Genomic DNA, 16,356 nt, shown 5'->3' on the forward strand with positions numbered 1-16,356 from the left:
AACTAACTATGAGACTTGCGGCTATTTTTATACCCGAAAATACATTTCCACATCTCTTTGGGAAAGATCATGAAGAATTGACCATTAATTTAGGTGGAAAGTATTTGTATACAGTAACTGAATTTAGAGTAACCAAAACTGAAAACCCTCAATTCGCCCCATACTTTTGGCGAGAAAACATTTCATTAGTATCTGCCATTGTTGGTGCAAATGGAACTGGAAAAACGAGTTTGCTGGATATTTTTAGAACTACTAATGTTTGTGAGTACATATATGAAGATAATGCTTATGATCGTCATTACAGACAACATGAAACTGCTGGCTATCAAGATGTATATTACTACACACCACATTTAAACATACATTTGGAAGGGAATGAAAAAGGGAATTTCAGAGACCTATCCAAATACCAAATGATGTTGGATGATGTAGGTCATGAACCACTAGAATTGTCAGTTGGTTTAGAATTACATCATTCAGAAAATTTAAAACGCTGGATTCGTGCTATACAAGCTGATGAATTACAGGAGATTATTACTGAAACGAAATTACCATCATTTTCAGGTATCAATATTAAGATAAATTATATTTCAGTAGAAGCACATCAAACTTCTTATCGATTCAGACCATTTTTTAAAAGTTTTGAAGAATTAATCGATGAAGAAAGGACTAGACGTGAAATAGAGATTGTTAGAAACTTAAAACTAACTAGAGAAGATATTGAAAAAAGAAGAGGCTATTATTTTCAAAAATTACGCTTGGAACTAGAAATTATCAAAAGAATCATTACAAAAGTACAAAGTATACTAGAAGCATCAGGAAACAAATACTTAGAGGAAGGCTTTGTAAACAATGATCTTACTGTAAATTCCGAAGAGTTTAAAAGTTTAAGTAGCACTAAAGAAGCTTTTTATCTATTTTTAGCCCATGCGTATGTACAACTTACTCCAAAAAGTAAAAAAATATACTTTCCTGTTGAAGAAATAAAAAATCTGCTAGAAGCATTATTGAAATATGTGCCAGAAAATGAAGACATCGACAACTGGACAATAATGCCAGTAGATTTTAACGCTGCTACGGAGATACTAATTGCTTACAAAGCATTTTTAGTTGCCTTTAAAAAAGACTTTGCTTATGACAAAAAAATAGCTTTGTCGTTTTCTCCTAATAAAAATTTGAGTTCTGGAGAAAAAGCAATGTATGATTTATTTGGCTCATTTTATGATATGAAATATCGTATTTCAAATGCCTTACATACATCGTATGGTATTTATGAAAAAAGTTTCGAAATTCAACAACAACAACTAGTATTAATTGACGAAGGAGATTTAGGTTTTCATCCACAGTGGAAAAAAAGATACATTGATACGCTTCTAAAAGGTTTTCAATGTATATTTCCTGAAAAACAAATTCAGATCATTTTTACAACACACGATCCATTGACCTTGTCAGACATCCCAAAACATAACATTACCTACTTATCTAAGAATGAACAAGGAATTACAAAAGTTGAAGATAGTAGCTTAAAAAGATCCTTTGGTGGAAATATTTCAGATTTACTAACAGATTCATTTTTCATAGAAAACGGATTGGTCGGTGATTTTGCTAAAGCAAAAATTAATTCAATTATTACATGGCTTTCCATTAAAAAGTTAGAAAAAGAAATAAAACAATTAGAAGAAGAAGAAACCTTGATTCCATTGCCTCTATCAATTACAAAAAGAGAGGAACTAGAAATATTAAAAGCTGAATTTGAAAACTTCTATGATGTTCAACCTGAAACACAATGGCGACAAATTCAAATCATTGATGAACCCATACTCCGAATCAAACTGCAAGAAATGTATGCTGAAATATTTGAAGAAGAAGAAGATACAGAAGATACTATTCGAATGGAAATTCAGCGACTTGCAGAAAAACTAGGGAAAGATGTAGAATTTAAAGACAAAGAAGAATGATTTCAATAGACGATACACTACCAAATGTCATTAAAGCAAAAGCAGAACATTACAAAGTAATAAATATCTATTTACGAAGAAGTCATTTACAGAAGAACACGCCTGTAACAGACTTTATTAAAGATAATTTAGATAACCTGATAAACGGTAAACCAGATGAACTTCAAGTATTAAATAAACAGTTTTACGATGCCATTCCTCAACATTCTACCAATGGTTACGAGATGTACCTTACTGCAATAGAGAAGAAAAAAGGAGACAGAACGCAATCAGAAAAAAGGTTGGTCACAAAATATAATAAGCTACGAAAGAAGCTATATAAAATAATCAATTATGAAGATTGGTTTATTTCTTCTCCAAAATTATATGCTTATCAGTTAGCCGAAAATTTAGACAGAACTACCTGTACTTATTGTAATCGACTCTATACAAATACCGTAAAAACCAAAGATGGTGCAAAAGTCATGCGTCCACAATTTGACCATTGGTTTCCAAAAAGTAAATTTCCACTTTTAGCGCTATCGTTTTATAATTTAATACCTAGTTGTAGTGTCTGTAATAGTTCTACCAAAGGCGATACCTTATTTGAGCTAAACTCACACTATCATCCGTATGACAAAGACATATTAGACAAATTCACTTTTAGCTATGATTATGAAAAATCATTAGATGAATATACTGTGAAAATTGCCCATAATACTGCAGATATCAAAGCAGAAAAAACATTCAAAGATTTAAACTTAGCAACCATATACAATGCGCATACATCAGAACTCAAAGATTTAATTACTATCGAAAAGAAGTATACAAAAAGTTATATAGATACCATTCAAAAATCCTATCCTAGTTCAGGTTTATCGTATGATGAAGTCTACCGTTTAGCCTTTGGAACTGAATACAAAGAAGAAAACTTTCATCAACGTCCTTTTAGTAAGTTTAAAAAAGATATACTCGCAGAACTTAAAATTATTCCTAGTAAATAAAAACCACCCAAACAGTTGTAAAACTGAATGAATGGTTTTTTGGTAATGTAGTAATTTGATAATACTTTGATACGTCCTTGCGAGGAACATAGTGACGTGGCAATCTGTGACTTCAGATAACGCTATCGTTATACAATACACAGACTGCCACAGCGTACACACCATGTATGCTTAGTAAATCGAAGTACGCAGTGACGTTTCTTAGTAAATGTAACAATGTACTAATGTAGTAATGTACCAATTTGAAAATGTAGCAATTTGAAAATGTAGCAATGCTTGCTTCGATACGTCCTTGCGAACGCAGTGAAGCAATCTGTTACTTCAAAAAACGGAATTGCATTTTGATAGTGAGACTGCCGCGTCATTCTTCCTCGCAGTGACGTTTCGGAATTGTTTTTTATTCAATAAACAGATTACTTCAGTCATGCTTCCTTCGTAATGACGCATCATAAAACATTCGTTAATTAACTTTGAGAGGCTTCTGCATTTACATCTCCGTTTTGTACAATAGTATCATCTGATACTGGTACTTCCTCAGTAGGCGAACTTGAACGCAAACTGATCGTTTGATTGTACTGTCTTGCCAAGACACTAATTTCATTCACCAAGTCTTGATGAACAACATTGCTTCCTAGTGTAGCATGCGCCTGAATGTGCGCAACTAATTCACGATAGGTCGTTGTGCCTTTTTCGCGAATGGAATAAAAACTAGTGGCAGGATTAGCCGCAGTTTCTGAGATACGCGCTAAATACCGATCGTTAAAAGCTGCATTGGCTATTTTAAGTTCTGCTAACCAATCGCTTAAACGTACCGAAGCTAATGCAGTGCTTAAATCCGTTTCTGTTTCCCAATCGGCAACCATACTGTCAATGACAGCCGTTTCTGCTTGGTAATTCATTCTCGGGATATTCGTTCCGTAATTGTTTAGATTAAATAATAAACTACGTGCCGCAGATTGCTGTGTATCATCATAGTGGTAATTCAAAGCTTCTAAAGTTGCTTTAATTCCCATAAACGCTTTGTCACGTCTGTCATCTAAATCAATCAACTCTTGGGTAATGCCACTTCCTTGCTCCTGTTGAAACAGGTCATCCATTTGTGTAATGAGTGTTGCTAAGGCATCACGCTGTGAAGTGAGTTGCAATACGTCAACATCATTTGCATTGACGAGTTCTAATACATCTTTCATGTATTGTAAAAATTCGCTATTTCTATAGCGTGCTAACATTGGATCGTTCATAATCTTTTGTTTTTAATAAATTCGTAATATTTTAACGTTTTTAAGTGGTTTCATTGAATAATTCGCAATAAAACTACCAACAGAACCATCTCGCAGCAATGCAACAAGCTTTTGTTGAACTTCAGAAGCGTCTCGCAGACCTGCAACACCCTTTTGTTTTACTTCAGAAGCATCTCGCAGACCTGCAACGCCCTTTTGTTTTACTTCAGAAGCATCTCGCAGCGCTGCAGCAAGCTTTTGTTCAACTTCAGAAGTGTCTCGTAGACTTGTAACACGCTTCTGTTTATAGACAAAAGCCGATCACATTACTGTTTGATACTGTGAATCTCAGATATTTTTTAAAAACAATTATTATGAATAGTGATAAAACGAGTAAAATTCAGGGAAAACATCCGTAGTGGATTGTGGGTTTTCTTACGGGATGCATCTCGACTCCGCTCGATGTGACAGGTGTTGGGAAAACACTTTTACATTTTAAATTTAGCGTTTTACATTTTATATTTCGTTTTTATTGTTGTCGGTTGTGAGTTGCGTTATGTATTGACTGTTTGTTTCATAGCATAAACTTTTAAACTTATAAACTCTTAAACTCTTAAACTCTTAAACTTCTCTGATTATAGATTTGTTAATTTGAAAATACCATATAATACGTCTTTACGGAACGCAAGTGACGCGCAACCTGTGACTTCAAAAAACACGCTCGTTCTACAATACACCGACTGCCACGGCGCAAACGCCATGTATGCTCAGTAAATCGAAGTACGCAGTGACGTTTCTAATTCAATGTCGAAATTTGAAAATACCAAAAGGCGAAGCCGAATCTAAACACAACATTTCGACTCCGCTCAATGTAAAAAAAAACCGTCTCACAATACTGTAAGACGGTTTTTGATATATAAAGTGTATTTTATTTATTCACTCATAAAGATGCTGATGATGTACCAGAACAATAACATCAACGAAGCAAACAATCCTAAAGAAGCTGCTACATATTGCTCTTCATGGTATTTGTGTACCATATTAGAAGTTTGGTATAAGATAGAACCTGAAGCCAATACGACCATTCCTACGCTAAACCACAATCCTAAGTGGAATCCGAAAAGCATTCCTGCTACAATCAATCCGATGGCTAAGAAAGTTCCAATAGTTAAGATAGATCCTAAGAATGAGAAATCTTTTTTGGTCATCAATACAATGGCAGACAATCCTGTGAACAAAGCCAAAGTCATGATTCCTGCTTGTGATAATACATCTGTTCCTGTTGCGGCTGTATACTGTAATGCAATAAAAATAAGCGGTACAAAAATGAATGCTTCTGCAATCACATATAAAAATAGCGCAATATGATGCGTCGTTTTATCATTGCTTTTCAACGCCATTTTTTCTGCATAGTTGGTAGCGAGCATAAATAATCCTAAAACAATCAGCCATGTCCATCCTTGTATCATTTGCAACCCTATATTCACAATAAATTCTGATTGTAAAAATAAGTATTCAACCACTACGAATAGTAGTACTGAAAAAGCAAGGTAAGTATATGTTTTTTTGTAAAACGCTACTTTTTTATCTTCTGCTAAGGCGCTTACAGGTAATATTTGTTTGAATTCTTCCATCTGTTTCGGTTTTTTTATAATTACTCAAATGTACTATTTTGTTTTTAACTCTGCAATTGTTAAACGTAAAATACTTGTTAATTTTATACTTAATTCTAGCGATTACTTACACTATTTTAAAACACAAAAAAATACGTAATACACTAAATAACAGTGGTTTATTTTGAAATCTCTTCGTTTTTTTGTATTTTAAGTAATACCAATTTATATTTAAAATGGTATAAGAACTTAAATCAAAAAGATATGACAACCGCAGGAAGTAAAATACGCAGACAACACAAACGACAAACGAATCGACTGAGAAATCTCGTAAAGAATAGTAAAATTAAAAAACAGCACAAACGACAAACTAATGCGATACAAAAGCGCATGAATACTAGTAAAATTAGACAACAACATCAAAAAAACATCAAACGTATTAAAAGCATGTTTCGTAAAGTTAGGACACGTTGATCGCAGAAGTCTCATCAAAATTCACCCTTTAGTTTACCAGTTGTAAAACCCAACACCTAACACCCAAAATCCCTATCTTTGCAAAAAGAAAGAAATATGCTTACTTGGAAAGATATCATACACTACGCGACACATGGAAATAAGAAACCAGATATACGGGTAGAAAAAACAGAAGCGGAATGGAAAGCGCAATTAACTGCGGAACAGTATTACATAACGCGACAGAAAGGAACAGAGCGCGCCTTTTCTGGAGATCATTGCAGTCGCTACGATCCGGGAGTATATAATTGTGTCTGTTGTAACACACCGTTGTTTGATTCCAATTTAAAATTTGAATCCAGCAGTGGCTGGCCAAGTTTTACAGAACCTGTAAAAGACAATGTGATTGATTATATTAAAGATACCTCGTATGGCATGGTACGCGTAGAAGTGACTTGCAGTACCTGCGATGCGCATTTAGGACACGTATTCCCTGATGGTCCCGAACCGAGTGGCTTGCGCTTTTGTATCAATTCGGAGTCGCTGGTGTTGGAAGAGTAGACTTCGACAGGCTCAGTCTACAATTTGATTTGTCATTGAGAATGACTCGACAGGCTCAGTCTACAATTTGATTTGTCATTGAGAATGATTCGACAGGCTCAGTCTACAATTTGATTTGTCATTGCGAATGATTCGACAGGCGCAGTCTACAATTTGATTTGTCATTGAGAATGATTCGACAGGCTCAGTCTACAATTTGATTTGTCATTGAGAATGATTCGACAGGCTCAGTCTACAATTTGATTTGTTATTGCGAACAAAGTGAAGCAATCTGCGCCTTCAAATAACGATTGCGTTTTACAATACACGGACTGCCACGTCGCTTACTCCTCGCAGTGACGTATTTATTTTAATTTTTTTTCGATCCGTCATTGCGAACGTAGTGAAGCAATCTGTGACTTCAAATAACGATTGCGTTTTACAATACACGGATTACCGCGTCGCATACTCCTCGCAGTGACGTATTTATTATAAATTTTTTCGATCCGTCATTGCGAACGTAGTGAAGCAATCTGTGACTTTAAATAACGATTGCGTTTTACAATACACGGACTGCCACGTCGCTTACTCCTCGCAGTGACGTATTTATTTTAAATTTTTTTTGGATTCGTCATTGCAAACAAAGTGAAGCAAAAGTATCTGGCGGTGACTGAGCGGAGTCGAAGTCACGCCATCTCAAAAGCCTTTTGATAAATAAACTCATACACAGGCACAATTTTATTGATGTCAAATTGTAATGCCTGTTCTTTAGCGGCTGCTTTGAATTTTTCTAGTTCTTTGTCGTCTTTTAAAATTTTTAAGGCATTGCGCGACATGTCTTGTACGTCTCCCACATTGCTTAAATAGCCCGAAACTCCATGTACATTCACTTCTGGAATTCCTCCAGTATTGCTAGATATGACAGGAACGGAAGAAATCATTGCTTCCAACGCCGCCAATCCGAAACTTTCGGTTTCTGAGGGTAATAAGAATAAATCGGAGAAACAAAGGATTTTATCGATTTCATTACTGTTTCCTAAGAAATTGACTTTACTCCAAATGCCCAATTCTTCACATAGAAGTTCTGCCGATTCTTTTTCAGGACCTTCGCCCACCATCATGAGTTTGGCAGGAATTTCTTTTTGTATTTCGAAAAAGATCTTTACTACATCATCAATGCGTTTTACTTTGCGGAAGTTACTAATATGTGTGATGATTTTTTCATCTTCATGCGCCATCAAACTACGTTGACAATCGGTAAATCCGTGATCGTATTTAGAAGCATCTATAAAATTCGGAATGACATCAATTTCGCCTTTAATGTTGAATAAACGCAACGTATCTTGCTTCAAACTTTCTGAAACCGATGTAACCACATCCGATTTGTTGATGCTAAATGTCACCGCAGGTTTGTAAAACGGATGACTTCCCACTAAGGTAATATCTGTTCCGTGCAAGGTAGTTACCATCGGAATGGTGATGCCTTCTTCTGCCAACATTTTTTTTGCCATATATCCTGCATACGCATGCGGAATGGCGTAGTGTACGTGCAATAAATCAATATTATGTAGTTTCACCATATCGACCAATTTGCTCGATAAAGCAAGTTCATACGGTTGGTAATGAAACAACGGATATTCGGGTACAAATACTTCGTGAAAGTGAATGTTTTCGCCTAATAAAGCCAAACGAACAGGCTGCTTATACGTTATAAAATGTATTTCGTGTCCTCGGTTCGCCAAGGCAATTCCTAGCTCGGTCGCGACAACGCCACTACCACCAAAGGTTGGATAACATACAATTGCTATTTTCAAATTAAGTCAGTTTACTCTTCAATAGCATCGTATATGAGCTGTTGAATTTTGGTTCGTATATCAGTTTTTATTAGTTTTCGGTTCGACATCGTCGGAAAGGTTCTGTTTGACAAAAATACGTAAACTATTTCTTCTTCTGGATCTGCCCACGTGTAGGTTCCTGTAAATCCAGAATGTCCAAAGCTTTTCATGGAAACACAACCACAGGTTGGTCCTACATCACTCAACTGCGGTTTGTCAAATCCAACGCCACGTCGGTTGTCTTTATGGCAATAGTAACAATTGTTAAACTTGTCAATAGTAGCCGAATTCAAATACTGCACATTGCCATAAGTACCACCTTGCATGTACATTTGCATCATTTTTGCCACATCGTTTGCCGTACTAAACAATCCTGCATGTCCGCCGATTCCGCCTTGCATCGCTGCGCCCATATCATGTACGTAGCCTTGCAACACTTGGTTGCGATAGTAGTCGTCTTTTTCAGAAGGAACTATCACTTTTTTTGAAAATTTTTCCAACGGATTGTACGTGGTTCGGTGCGCGCCTAACGATTTGTAGAAATATTGTTGTGTCAACGCGTTTAAATTCGATTTGTAAGTCGTTTCTACATAGTCTTTTAGAATGTAAAACGGCAAGTCGCTGTATTTGTATTTTTTTCGTTTTAATAAGTCACTGTCAATAATACGCTGCATTATCGAATCTTTGTATTCCGTGTTCATGTAGAGATTTTCCGCAACTTTGACCGTATATTTTTTTGATTTTTTACGACTGTACCATTTTTTAGCAGGCTTCTTTGTTACCGTGTCCAAGGTATTTACATAGAAAGGAATCCACGATTTTAAGCGCGCATAGTGCGATAAGATTTCGACGATTTTCAGCTTGTCCTTGTTGGTTCCTTTGAATTCTGGCAATAAGTTTCCTAATCGAGAACTTAATGAGAGTTTTTTGTTTTCTTCCAATTGCATGACTAACGGCAATGTTGCTAATATTTTGGTCATAGAAGCGACATCGTATAAATCGTGATCGGTTACTTTTTTCTTTTTAGCATACGTGTGATAGCCAAAGTTTTTATTGTAAATGATTTTTCCCTTTCGGGCGATGAGTAGTTGTGCTCCTGGCGCCATTTTTTCAGAAACCACCAAGTTGGCAAGTGAATCTATTCGGTGCAGTTTTTTAGAATTGATTCCGACAGCTTCAGGAATGTCATACGCTAAACGCGCTAAGGTAGTGGTTTGAAATCCTGTTCCTATTGGGAATTCATCTCCAATGGCTACCGGCAATTTCCCTTGTGCTGTTAACGCGCCAAAGATGATTTGTGCTGATATTTCTTGCGCTTCCACACTGTTTTGATAAGAAACCAACATCGTATTGATATTGGTAAAACTTTTGATTTTAGTGAGACTGTGCGGACTCGCAAAGACATTTAAGATGATGTTGTTATTTCGTGATAGTTCTTGCAGCCACACAATTTCTTTGTCCGTAAAGGTATCGTTTTCCATTGGCGTTGCATCCGAAGTATGCAATCCGACAATGATGGTAGAATATCCGTTGAGTTGTGCTACCAAATCGGCTAAGTTGTTTTCTTTAATAACGTCAATGGCGGCGTATTTGCGCAAGGTGTTTAGAAAGACATGCTCGTCTGCCTTGCCCATTTTGATGTAGGCTATTTTTTCTTTTGATAAGTCTTTTATCGGTAAGATGTCCGCATCTACTTTGATGGCTGTTACGGCATGTTTGACCGCTTTGTAATGCAAGGCTTTGTCTTTTCCGTTGGCAATTGCGTCTACGATAGAAGCTTCCTGTAACGGTTCAAACGTGGCTAAACCGAGCTTGTATTTGGCACGCAGTATTTTTTTTACTGCACGAGAAACGCGCGCTTCTTTGATACGTCCTTGTTGTAGTGCTTCTTCAAATTTTTCAATGACAGCAGGCACATCTTCTGGCAACAGCAACACATCATTTCCTGCAATGAAAGCTGCCAATTCGACTTCGCCAGGTTCTTTGCCTTCTCGGAGCATTTTGTTATTTAACGGTGCAGAAAACGTTAAGCCTTGAAAGCCAAGTTCTTGTTTTAATGTTTTGGTGACTACATTATACGATAAAGATGCTGGTGCGCTGGCAATAGAGGTTATACTTGGTACTTTTATGTGTGACGTTTGTACCGCGCCAATATTGTTGTCAATAAGTGCTTTGTACGCTGGCAATTGAATACTGTCCAATTGTTCCGCGGATAGTGTGAGTTCTGGAAGTTGTTCTTTTGCTGTTATAGTATTGTGAATACTTGGAAAGTATTTGGCTGCCGCTATGGTTCCTGTGCTTTGAATTCCTTTTGTAAATGCAGTGACTTTGTTGGTCACTTGCGCAATGTTTGTTCCGTACGAGCGGTTTCCGACCATAGTACGATTGTTTTCCGTTTGTACGACTGGCACAGGCGCAAATACAACATGTACGCCTAATTGTTTGCTGTGTTGTCCAATGCGTTGTCCAATTTGTGCTATGATTGTATCCTCTTGAATCGCGCCAAGCAATAAATTGTTTGGATAACTGTGTGCAGAATCGAGTTTTTTGCCATAATCCCATTCGGCGTCCATTGCAATGAGCAATGGAACTTTGGATATTTTTTGAAATTGATTCGTCAATTCCACTTGATGTGTTGGATTTCCGCCCATAAAAAGCACGCCACCAACGTGTTGTTTCATGATTTGCAGTTTGACTCTGTTATCTGCGGCAAGTCCTTTGTTGGAATACGCGGCAATGGTAAATAGTTGTCCCAACCGTTCTGTTTGCGTCATGTTTGTGTACAGACTGTCTACCCATTTTTCTTGAGCTTCAAATTGTTGTATGTCGATGTAACGCGATTGCTGTGCGCCAGTTATAAAGATAGATACTATAATAAGGAGTATCGTGCTGTATTTATTCATAGGGATTGTTCACTAACATTGATGGTACATGTATGACAAAAAAGATGCCATTTGTACTTCTTTTACATTATTAGATTAAATGTACAGACTTTATGGGACACAAAAAAGTCTTGTTGTAATTTAACAAGACTTTTTAATTTTGAGTATATGATTTTTATATTTTCGTTTGCGTTGGGAGTTTCTTTTCTTGTGATTTTTCAGAGCGTTTTAGGTATTTTTGAATGAAATCTTGCTGCATTTTCAGTCGTTGTTTCCAAATAGAATCTAGATTTTGCTGCTCTTTGAAAAAGCTGAATGGACTTTGAAACGGTTGCATTTCCATTTTAGGAAAGAAGTTGGAGAATTCTCTTGGAAAGAAGTTTTTCATCATCGAATCTAACTTTAACGAATGTCCTTTGAGGTTTCCGCTTGAATACGAATAGGAATACACTGAGTCAAATCGGATGAGATTTCCATTTTCGTCATATTCTCTGTGAACTTCGATACGTTCGTCGGGTTCGTTTTGCTTTTGTTCGTTTTGCGTTTGTGCTTGTAGTGTTTGCGTTGTGAGAAACGTCAAAAACACACATACATAGGATAGATATTTCATGATATTTCTAATTAAACAGTTACACAATAAGTTTAAAGTATTCATAAAATTACAAAAAAAGTGCCAACACCGACACGCTCCTTTTTAAGTTATTGTGGCTATTCTTTTTTTAGAAAAAACTGTCATTTTTATCACATATCATTTTGTGATTTTGTAGTTCATTGCAGTGATAGTGTCATTTTGACAGCAATTTACCTTTTGTTTCTTTAAAATCTTTTTTTAAATTTAGTCATACAAAATGGCATATCTCTTGCTTTTTTGTATTTGTATTTTTAATTGGTTTAACTTTTTTAATTTAATAGATTATGGAGAAACAACCTGTAAGAGTTCAATTACTTACCAAAAAAGGAGAAAGCTATCAAATCAAACTCCCGCATTTAGACATTCCTGTCACGGTTGATAGCGAGATTTACCAACGAATGCGCAATGATCCTATGTATCAATTTGGCAATGCGGTATTAGCCTAATACCAATTTAATGAGCAACATATTAGTTGATCTTGTTTGACAACTATTGTGTTTGTGTTTATCTGTATATTTTATTTCACAAAAAAAGCCTTGCGCTGTACAGTGCAAGGCTTTTTACTTTTATCCAACTAATGAACAAACTTTTCGGAATTGTTCATTATAAACATATTGAAATAGGATAAAATACTTCTTATTGATCTGGACATCCACAAGTCCAATCACCTCTTGTTGGTGTTGGACATGGCCATTCTTTGGTTGGTCCTTGACAATTGATACATGTATCTTGTGTTCCAGAACAAATGTTTGTTCCTGCTCCTTTTACAGTTTCTGCCTGTAAATTAGATACTAAATTCTTCTTTAATGCTAACTTTGCGTTTAAATTTTTCTTTTTCATAATTATTATTTTTTTACAAAGATAAATGATATGAAAACCAGCGCATTACGGTTATTCCATACTTAATTTACTTTTAAATCACTTGCACATGAAAAAAGAAAGTGTAGTCATTAATTTTTTAACATATAATTATAAGTAACTGATTTTCTTTTTGTTATAAGTAAAACTGAAGTATATTATTTATATGTAAGAAATGTAGCATATTAAAGTTTTTATGAAGGGAAGCAAAGTTCGTTGGACATAACTGTGATTGAAAAATGGTTAATATTTTACTACCATTTTATTCTGAATCATTTTAAAGTTCAGTGCAATGGTCCACGCAAGTATCAATATAAAGGTGATTTTTTGTGTAGTTGGCAAGTATGGAAGTAAACTTTCTGTATAATAAAATAAGTTGTTAAGGACTATTAAAATGATACAAACAACTCCACTGACCATGTAAAACATCATGTTTCTTTTGTAAAGTGTTCGAAGTAATGCTATGATGACCAAAGTTCCAAAAACACTTAAAATTGTCGTCATGACATCGTGATAGGTTGTAAAAATAAGTGCACCAGCGGACATGGATACGGCTCCTGAAATTTTAATGGTGCGTTTCCATAGATTGTTTTTTTCAAAAGTAGTTGCAAAGTAAAAGAAGAATAGTATCATACTTGCACACAGAAACGCCATGGAAGCAATAGCCACCCATCTTGCAGGGTTTTCTACTCCATTCTCCCCTTTTTCGCTCATTAAATTGCACCAATAGTTATTGAAGCAATCAAATCCTTCAGCGTTTGCGTCAACTTGTGAGCCGCCAGGATATAAGCTCGCAGCATAGAAAGAAACGCCTATAAAAATTAAAATTCCAAAAGTTGGTAACAGCCTTCGTATGTTTTTTGTGCTTTTCATCTACAGCTTGTTTTAATGAGTTTGTAACAAGAATAGCATAGTTTCAGTGCTCAACTGCGTTCAGGCAGATAAGTTTTTACATGAAACTCACAGTACTATTAGATATATGTTTCCTGCTACAGCTTTTTATAGGTGCTTTTTTCAGCAACATGCGGAAACTTTATCGAAGTTACGACACCATTTTTATACGAAAAATGATATTCCTCATGAAGTGGATTCGTTCGATATAGAATTAAGGTTTCTTTTGTTAGTTTCCATGTTCCTGTGAATTGATGCCAAAGCCAACAACTGTCGCCACGAGATTTATATTCGTATGTGCCATCATTTTTTAATTCAAGTGTGTCAAATGAACGTTGGCTTTCTATTTGATATTTTCCAGAGATATCAGTGGAAGTCAAACAAAAGAAGCTAATTATTATATAAGTGAGGAAAAGTTTGTGCATATAATTAATGAATGATGATACAAGTTTGAAATTTTTTGTTTCTATTGTAATATAAATTAATCAAAAAACTCGTGTCATCAAAATGTCGAATAGAAAAAAAGATGCACGTTTCGGTGCATCTTTATGTATTTTGGAGTTTGTGTTTTTAGTTTAAAAAACGTCCGTGCCAACTCTCTTTGGCTGGTACTTCCCAGTTTTCTAGAAATTCTGCTTTGGTAGCTACCAAATTGTTGAATACGATGGTGTTTCCTGTCACGGCTCTGTCTTTTGCCATTTTACGAAACGCTTTTAGGTCTTTATACGCCACGTATTCTCCTTGTTTGTAGGATACGTTCATTTTGTCCATCAAATCAACATTGTACTCTTTTTCTAATTGTTGAATAAAGTGTACAGATGCATCAATGGAACAACCTGTTGCAGATTGCTTTTCTTGGTCTACCGCCAGAATGATGAAACGTTTGTACTTGATGTCGAACGCCGCTTCTAAATCGCTTCCGTGTGCCGTCCACTGTGTGATAAAGTTGGATAGTTTTGCTTTGATTTCCTCCAACTCTACTTCACTGAAAGATCGATTGGCTTGGTAAATCCAAACTCTGGCTTCATCGGATATGTTGTCAAATTCTACAAGCATGATTTTTTAGTTTACAACTTCAATTTTTCGCAATACTTTGTACGTACGATAGTCTTTTAATTTTGGATCGTACATTTCTATGCTTTCAAAAGAAATTTCTAATTGTTTCTTTTTGAGGTCTTTCATATCGCTCAATAACTCTTGTCCTTCAAAATATTCTAACCACAAAAATTTGTACATTCTTTTGTTGGTTCCTTTAAAGCTAAGCACATTGAACTGATCATTGACCAATTTTACTGCTTCTCCAGAAACCACTGTGAATACAGGTGTTGTTTCATCTGAAGCATTGTAGTTTTCTACTTCTTCTTCAATGATATCTTTGGCAAAAGACATAAAGGTATCTGGGCAAACCGTGATCATTTTCATCCCGATTTCTTGACCAAACTTTTCCATAGACGTTGCATCATCAAAGCTAACATTCATGTATTTGTCTATACGCGCTTTAAACTTTCCATACGAGTTGATCAAACACAATCCTAGTTGTACTTCAATGTCTTTTTGTGAAATGCCTTCATCTACTTTCTCAGAAATACATGCACAGACATCATTGGTGACGTCTTCTAATACTTTATCTTTTGTATCTTTATCTTGTGCGTTGACAATCATTGTCATACACATAATAAGTAATATGCTAATTTTCTTCATATTATAAGTCTTGTGCGTTTGCAATAAGCTCTGCGATATCTTGTACCACAATGCTATCTTCTTTTTCTTTGTTTTTAATTCCGTCCGTCATCATGGTATTGCAAAAAGGACAACCCGCAGCAATGATATCTGGTTGTACTTCTAGTGCTTGCTCGGTACGTTCAATGTTTACTTCTTTGTTGCCAGGTTCGGCATCTTTAAACATTTGTGCGCCACCTGCGCCACAGCAAAGTCCTTTTTTGCGGCAGTTTTTCATTTCTACCAGTTCCACATCCAATTTACGGATCAATTCTCTTGGTGCTTCATATACATCATTGGCACGGCCTAAATAGCAAGGATCATGAAATGTGATACGTTTCCCTTTGAAGTGTCCACCTTCAATCGTTAAACGGCCATCGTCTAACAATGATTTTAGGAATTGTGTATGGTGTACTACATCGTAGTTTCCTCCCAAAGAAGGATATTCATTTTTGATCGTATTGAAACAATGCGGACATGCGGTGACTACTTTTTTTACTTCATACGCATTCATCACTTCAATATTCGTAACGGCTTGCATTTGAAATAAAAATTCGTTTCCGGCACGTTTGGCAGGATCTCCTGTACAACTTTCTTCTGCGCCTAATACTGCAAACTCAACATTTGCATTGTTTAGGATTTTTACAAACGCTTTGGTTATTTTTTTGGCTCTGTCGTCAAAACTTCCTGCGCAACCCACCCAAAAAAGTACTTCAGGTTGTTTGCCTTCCGCCATGTATTCTGCCATTGTAGGTACTTTCATCTTCGTATTT

15 protein-coding genes are annotated in these 16,356 nt (G+C 35.8%); 4 read left to right on the forward strand and 11 right to left on the reverse strand.

The features are described from left to right. Positions 1-8: 8 nt before the first annotated feature. Both KORDIASMS9_RS17985 and KORDIASMS9_RS17990 read left to right on the forward strand, forming a co-directional pair. Positions 9-1,958, forward strand: coding sequence for an AAA family ATPase (locus KORDIASMS9_RS17985; RefSeq protein WP_114904178.1), 1,950 nt, complete (start codon positions 9-11; stop codon positions 1,956-1,958). Further along, a complete protein-coding gene (locus KORDIASMS9_RS17990) occupies positions 1,955-2,941 on the forward strand; it encodes a hypothetical protein (RefSeq protein WP_114904179.1) in 987 nt (328 codons plus the stop codon). The genes KORDIASMS9_RS17985 and KORDIASMS9_RS17990 overlap by 4 nt, the downstream gene beginning before the upstream one ends. A gap of 464 nt (positions 2,942-3,405) precedes the next feature. On the opposite strand, the gene KORDIASMS9_RS17995 is transcribed toward KORDIASMS9_RS17990, so the two are convergent. Together KORDIASMS9_RS17995 and KORDIASMS9_RS18000 are read right to left on the reverse strand one after the other, a co-directional pair. After that, positions 3,406-4,182 (reverse strand): DUF6261 family protein, encoded by a 777-nt coding sequence (locus tag KORDIASMS9_RS17995; RefSeq protein ID WP_114904180.1) that lies wholly within the window; start codon positions 4,180-4,182, stop codon positions 3,406-3,408. 911 nt (positions 4,183-5,093) lie between these two features. Next, a complete protein-coding gene (locus KORDIASMS9_RS18000) occupies positions 5,094-5,795 on the reverse strand; it encodes a Bax inhibitor-1 family protein (protein WP_114904181.1) in 702 nt (233 codons plus the stop codon). A 549-nt stretch (positions 5,796-6,344) separates the two neighbouring features. Here KORDIASMS9_RS18000 and msrB point away from each other — a divergent pair. Further along, positions 6,345-6,788, forward strand: coding sequence for a peptide-methionine (R)-S-oxide reductase MsrB (gene msrB / locus KORDIASMS9_RS18010; RefSeq protein ID WP_114905284.1), 444 nt, complete (start codon positions 6,345-6,347; stop codon positions 6,786-6,788). 665 nt (positions 6,789-7,453) lie between these two features. Here the strand turns inward: msrB and bshA are convergent. From bshA to KORDIASMS9_RS18025, 3 genes are all read right to left on the reverse strand, one after another. Beyond that, positions 7,454-8,581 (reverse strand): N-acetyl-alpha-D-glucosaminyl L-malate synthase BshA, encoded by a 1,128-nt coding sequence (gene bshA, locus KORDIASMS9_RS18015; protein WP_114904183.1) that lies wholly within the window; start codon positions 8,579-8,581, stop codon positions 7,454-7,456. A gap of 11 nt (positions 8,582-8,592) precedes the next feature. After that, on the reverse strand, positions 8,593-11,505 hold the full coding sequence (locus KORDIASMS9_RS18020) for a glycoside hydrolase family 3 N-terminal domain-containing protein (RefSeq protein ID WP_114904184.1): 2,913 nt from the start codon (positions 11,503-11,505) through the stop codon (positions 8,593-8,595). Between the two features lie 154 nt (positions 11,506-11,659). Beyond that, positions 11,660-12,094 (reverse strand): hypothetical protein, encoded by a 435-nt coding sequence (locus KORDIASMS9_RS18025; RefSeq protein WP_114904185.1) that lies wholly within the window; start codon positions 12,092-12,094, stop codon positions 11,660-11,662. A 305-nt stretch (positions 12,095-12,399) separates the two neighbouring features. Here KORDIASMS9_RS18025 and KORDIASMS9_RS23425 point away from each other — a divergent pair, with 305 nt between their 5' ends. Then, positions 12,400-12,561, forward strand: a complete 162-nt coding sequence (locus KORDIASMS9_RS23425; RefSeq protein WP_162820032.1) for a hypothetical protein — start codon at positions 12,400-12,402, stop codon at positions 12,559-12,561. A gap of 190 nt (positions 12,562-12,751) precedes the next feature. Here KORDIASMS9_RS23425 and KORDIASMS9_RS18030 read toward each other — a convergent pair whose 3' ends face one another. The 6 genes from KORDIASMS9_RS18030 to KORDIASMS9_RS18055 all read right to left on the reverse strand — a co-directional run bounded on the left by KORDIASMS9_RS18030 (position 12,752) and on the right by KORDIASMS9_RS18055 (position 16,346). Then, positions 12,752-12,955, reverse strand: a complete 204-nt coding sequence (locus tag KORDIASMS9_RS18030) for a hypothetical protein (RefSeq protein WP_114904186.1) — start codon at positions 12,953-12,955, stop codon at positions 12,752-12,754. A gap of 261 nt (positions 12,956-13,216) precedes the next feature. Then, positions 13,217-13,846, reverse strand: coding sequence for a hypothetical protein (locus KORDIASMS9_RS18035; protein ID WP_114904187.1), 630 nt, complete (start codon positions 13,844-13,846; stop codon positions 13,217-13,219). A gap of 116 nt (positions 13,847-13,962) precedes the next feature. After that, positions 13,963-14,244: a DUF5004 domain-containing protein gene (locus tag KORDIASMS9_RS18040; RefSeq protein ID WP_114904188.1), complete on the reverse strand. Its 282-nt coding sequence runs from the start codon at positions 14,242-14,244 to the stop codon at positions 13,963-13,965. Positions 14,245-14,434: 190 nt separating this feature from the next. Continuing rightward, the gene (locus KORDIASMS9_RS18045) at positions 14,435-14,920 is read right to left on the reverse strand and encodes an ABC transporter ATPase (RefSeq protein WP_114904189.1); all 486 of its coding nucleotides are present in this window, start codon (positions 14,918-14,920) and stop codon (positions 14,435-14,437) included. A gap of 6 nt (positions 14,921-14,926) precedes the next feature. Next, positions 14,927-15,565, reverse strand: coding sequence for a hypothetical protein (locus KORDIASMS9_RS18050; protein ID WP_162820033.1), 639 nt, complete (start codon positions 15,563-15,565; stop codon positions 14,927-14,929). Between the two features lies 1 nt (position 15,566). Then, positions 15,567-16,346 carry a (Fe-S)-binding protein gene (locus tag KORDIASMS9_RS18055; RefSeq protein WP_114904191.1) on the reverse strand — a complete coding sequence of 260 codons (780 nt, stop codon included), beginning with the start codon at positions 16,344-16,346 and terminating at the stop codon, positions 15,567-15,569. Positions 16,347-16,356: the final 10 nt, after the last annotated feature.

The sequence above is a fragment of the Kordia sp. SMS9 genome (genome assembly GCF_003352465.1).
Lineage (GTDB): Bacteria > Bacteroidota > Bacteroidia > Flavobacteriales > Flavobacteriaceae > Kordia.

What these genes read in the sequence shown, in the direction of transcription:
- KORDIASMS9_RS17985 (WP_114904178.1), top strand. Translation starts at nt 9, where the DNA reads ATGAGACTTGCGGCTATTTTTATACCCGAAAATACATTTCCACATCTC.
- KORDIASMS9_RS17990 (WP_114904179.1), top strand. Translation starts at nt 1,955, where the DNA reads ATGATTTCAATAGACGATACACTACCAAATGTCATTAAAGCAAAAGCA.
- KORDIASMS9_RS17995 (WP_114904180.1), bottom strand. Translation starts at nt 4,182, where the DNA reads ATGAACGATCCAATGTTAGCACGCTATAGAAATAGCGAATTTTTACAA.
- KORDIASMS9_RS18000 (WP_114904181.1), bottom strand. Translation starts at nt 5,795, where the DNA reads ATGGAAGAATTCAAACAAATATTACCTGTAAGCGCCTTAGCAGAAGAT.
- msrB (WP_114905284.1), top strand. Translation starts at nt 6,345, where the DNA reads ATGCTTACTTGGAAAGATATCATACACTACGCGACACATGGAAATAAG.
- KORDIASMS9_RS18020 (WP_114904184.1), bottom strand. Translation starts at nt 11,505, where the DNA reads ATGAATAAATACAGCACGATACTCCTTATTATAGTATCTATCTTTATA.
- KORDIASMS9_RS18025 (WP_114904185.1), bottom strand. Translation starts at nt 12,094, where the DNA reads ATGAAATATCTATCCTATGTATGTGTGTTTTTGACGTTTCTCACAACG.
- KORDIASMS9_RS23425 (WP_162820032.1), top strand. Translation starts at nt 12,400, where the DNA reads ATGGAGAAACAACCTGTAAGAGTTCAATTACTTACCAAAAAAGGAGAA.
- KORDIASMS9_RS18030 (WP_114904186.1), bottom strand. Translation starts at nt 12,955, where the DNA reads ATGAAAAAGAAAAATTTAAACGCAAAGTTAGCATTAAAGAAGAATTTA.
- KORDIASMS9_RS18035 (WP_114904187.1), bottom strand. Translation starts at nt 13,846, where the DNA reads ATGAAAAGCACAAAAAACATACGAAGGCTGTTACCAACTTTTGGAATT.
- KORDIASMS9_RS18045 (WP_114904189.1), bottom strand. Translation starts at nt 14,920, where the DNA reads ATGCTTGTAGAATTTGACAACATATCCGATGAAGCCAGAGTTTGGATT.
- KORDIASMS9_RS18050 (WP_162820033.1), bottom strand. Translation starts at nt 15,565, where the DNA reads ATGAAGAAAATTAGCATATTACTTATTATGTGTATGACAATGATTGTC.
- KORDIASMS9_RS18055 (WP_114904191.1), bottom strand. Translation starts at nt 16,346, where the DNA reads ATGAAAGTACCTACAATGGCAGAATACATGGCGGAAGGCAAACAACCT.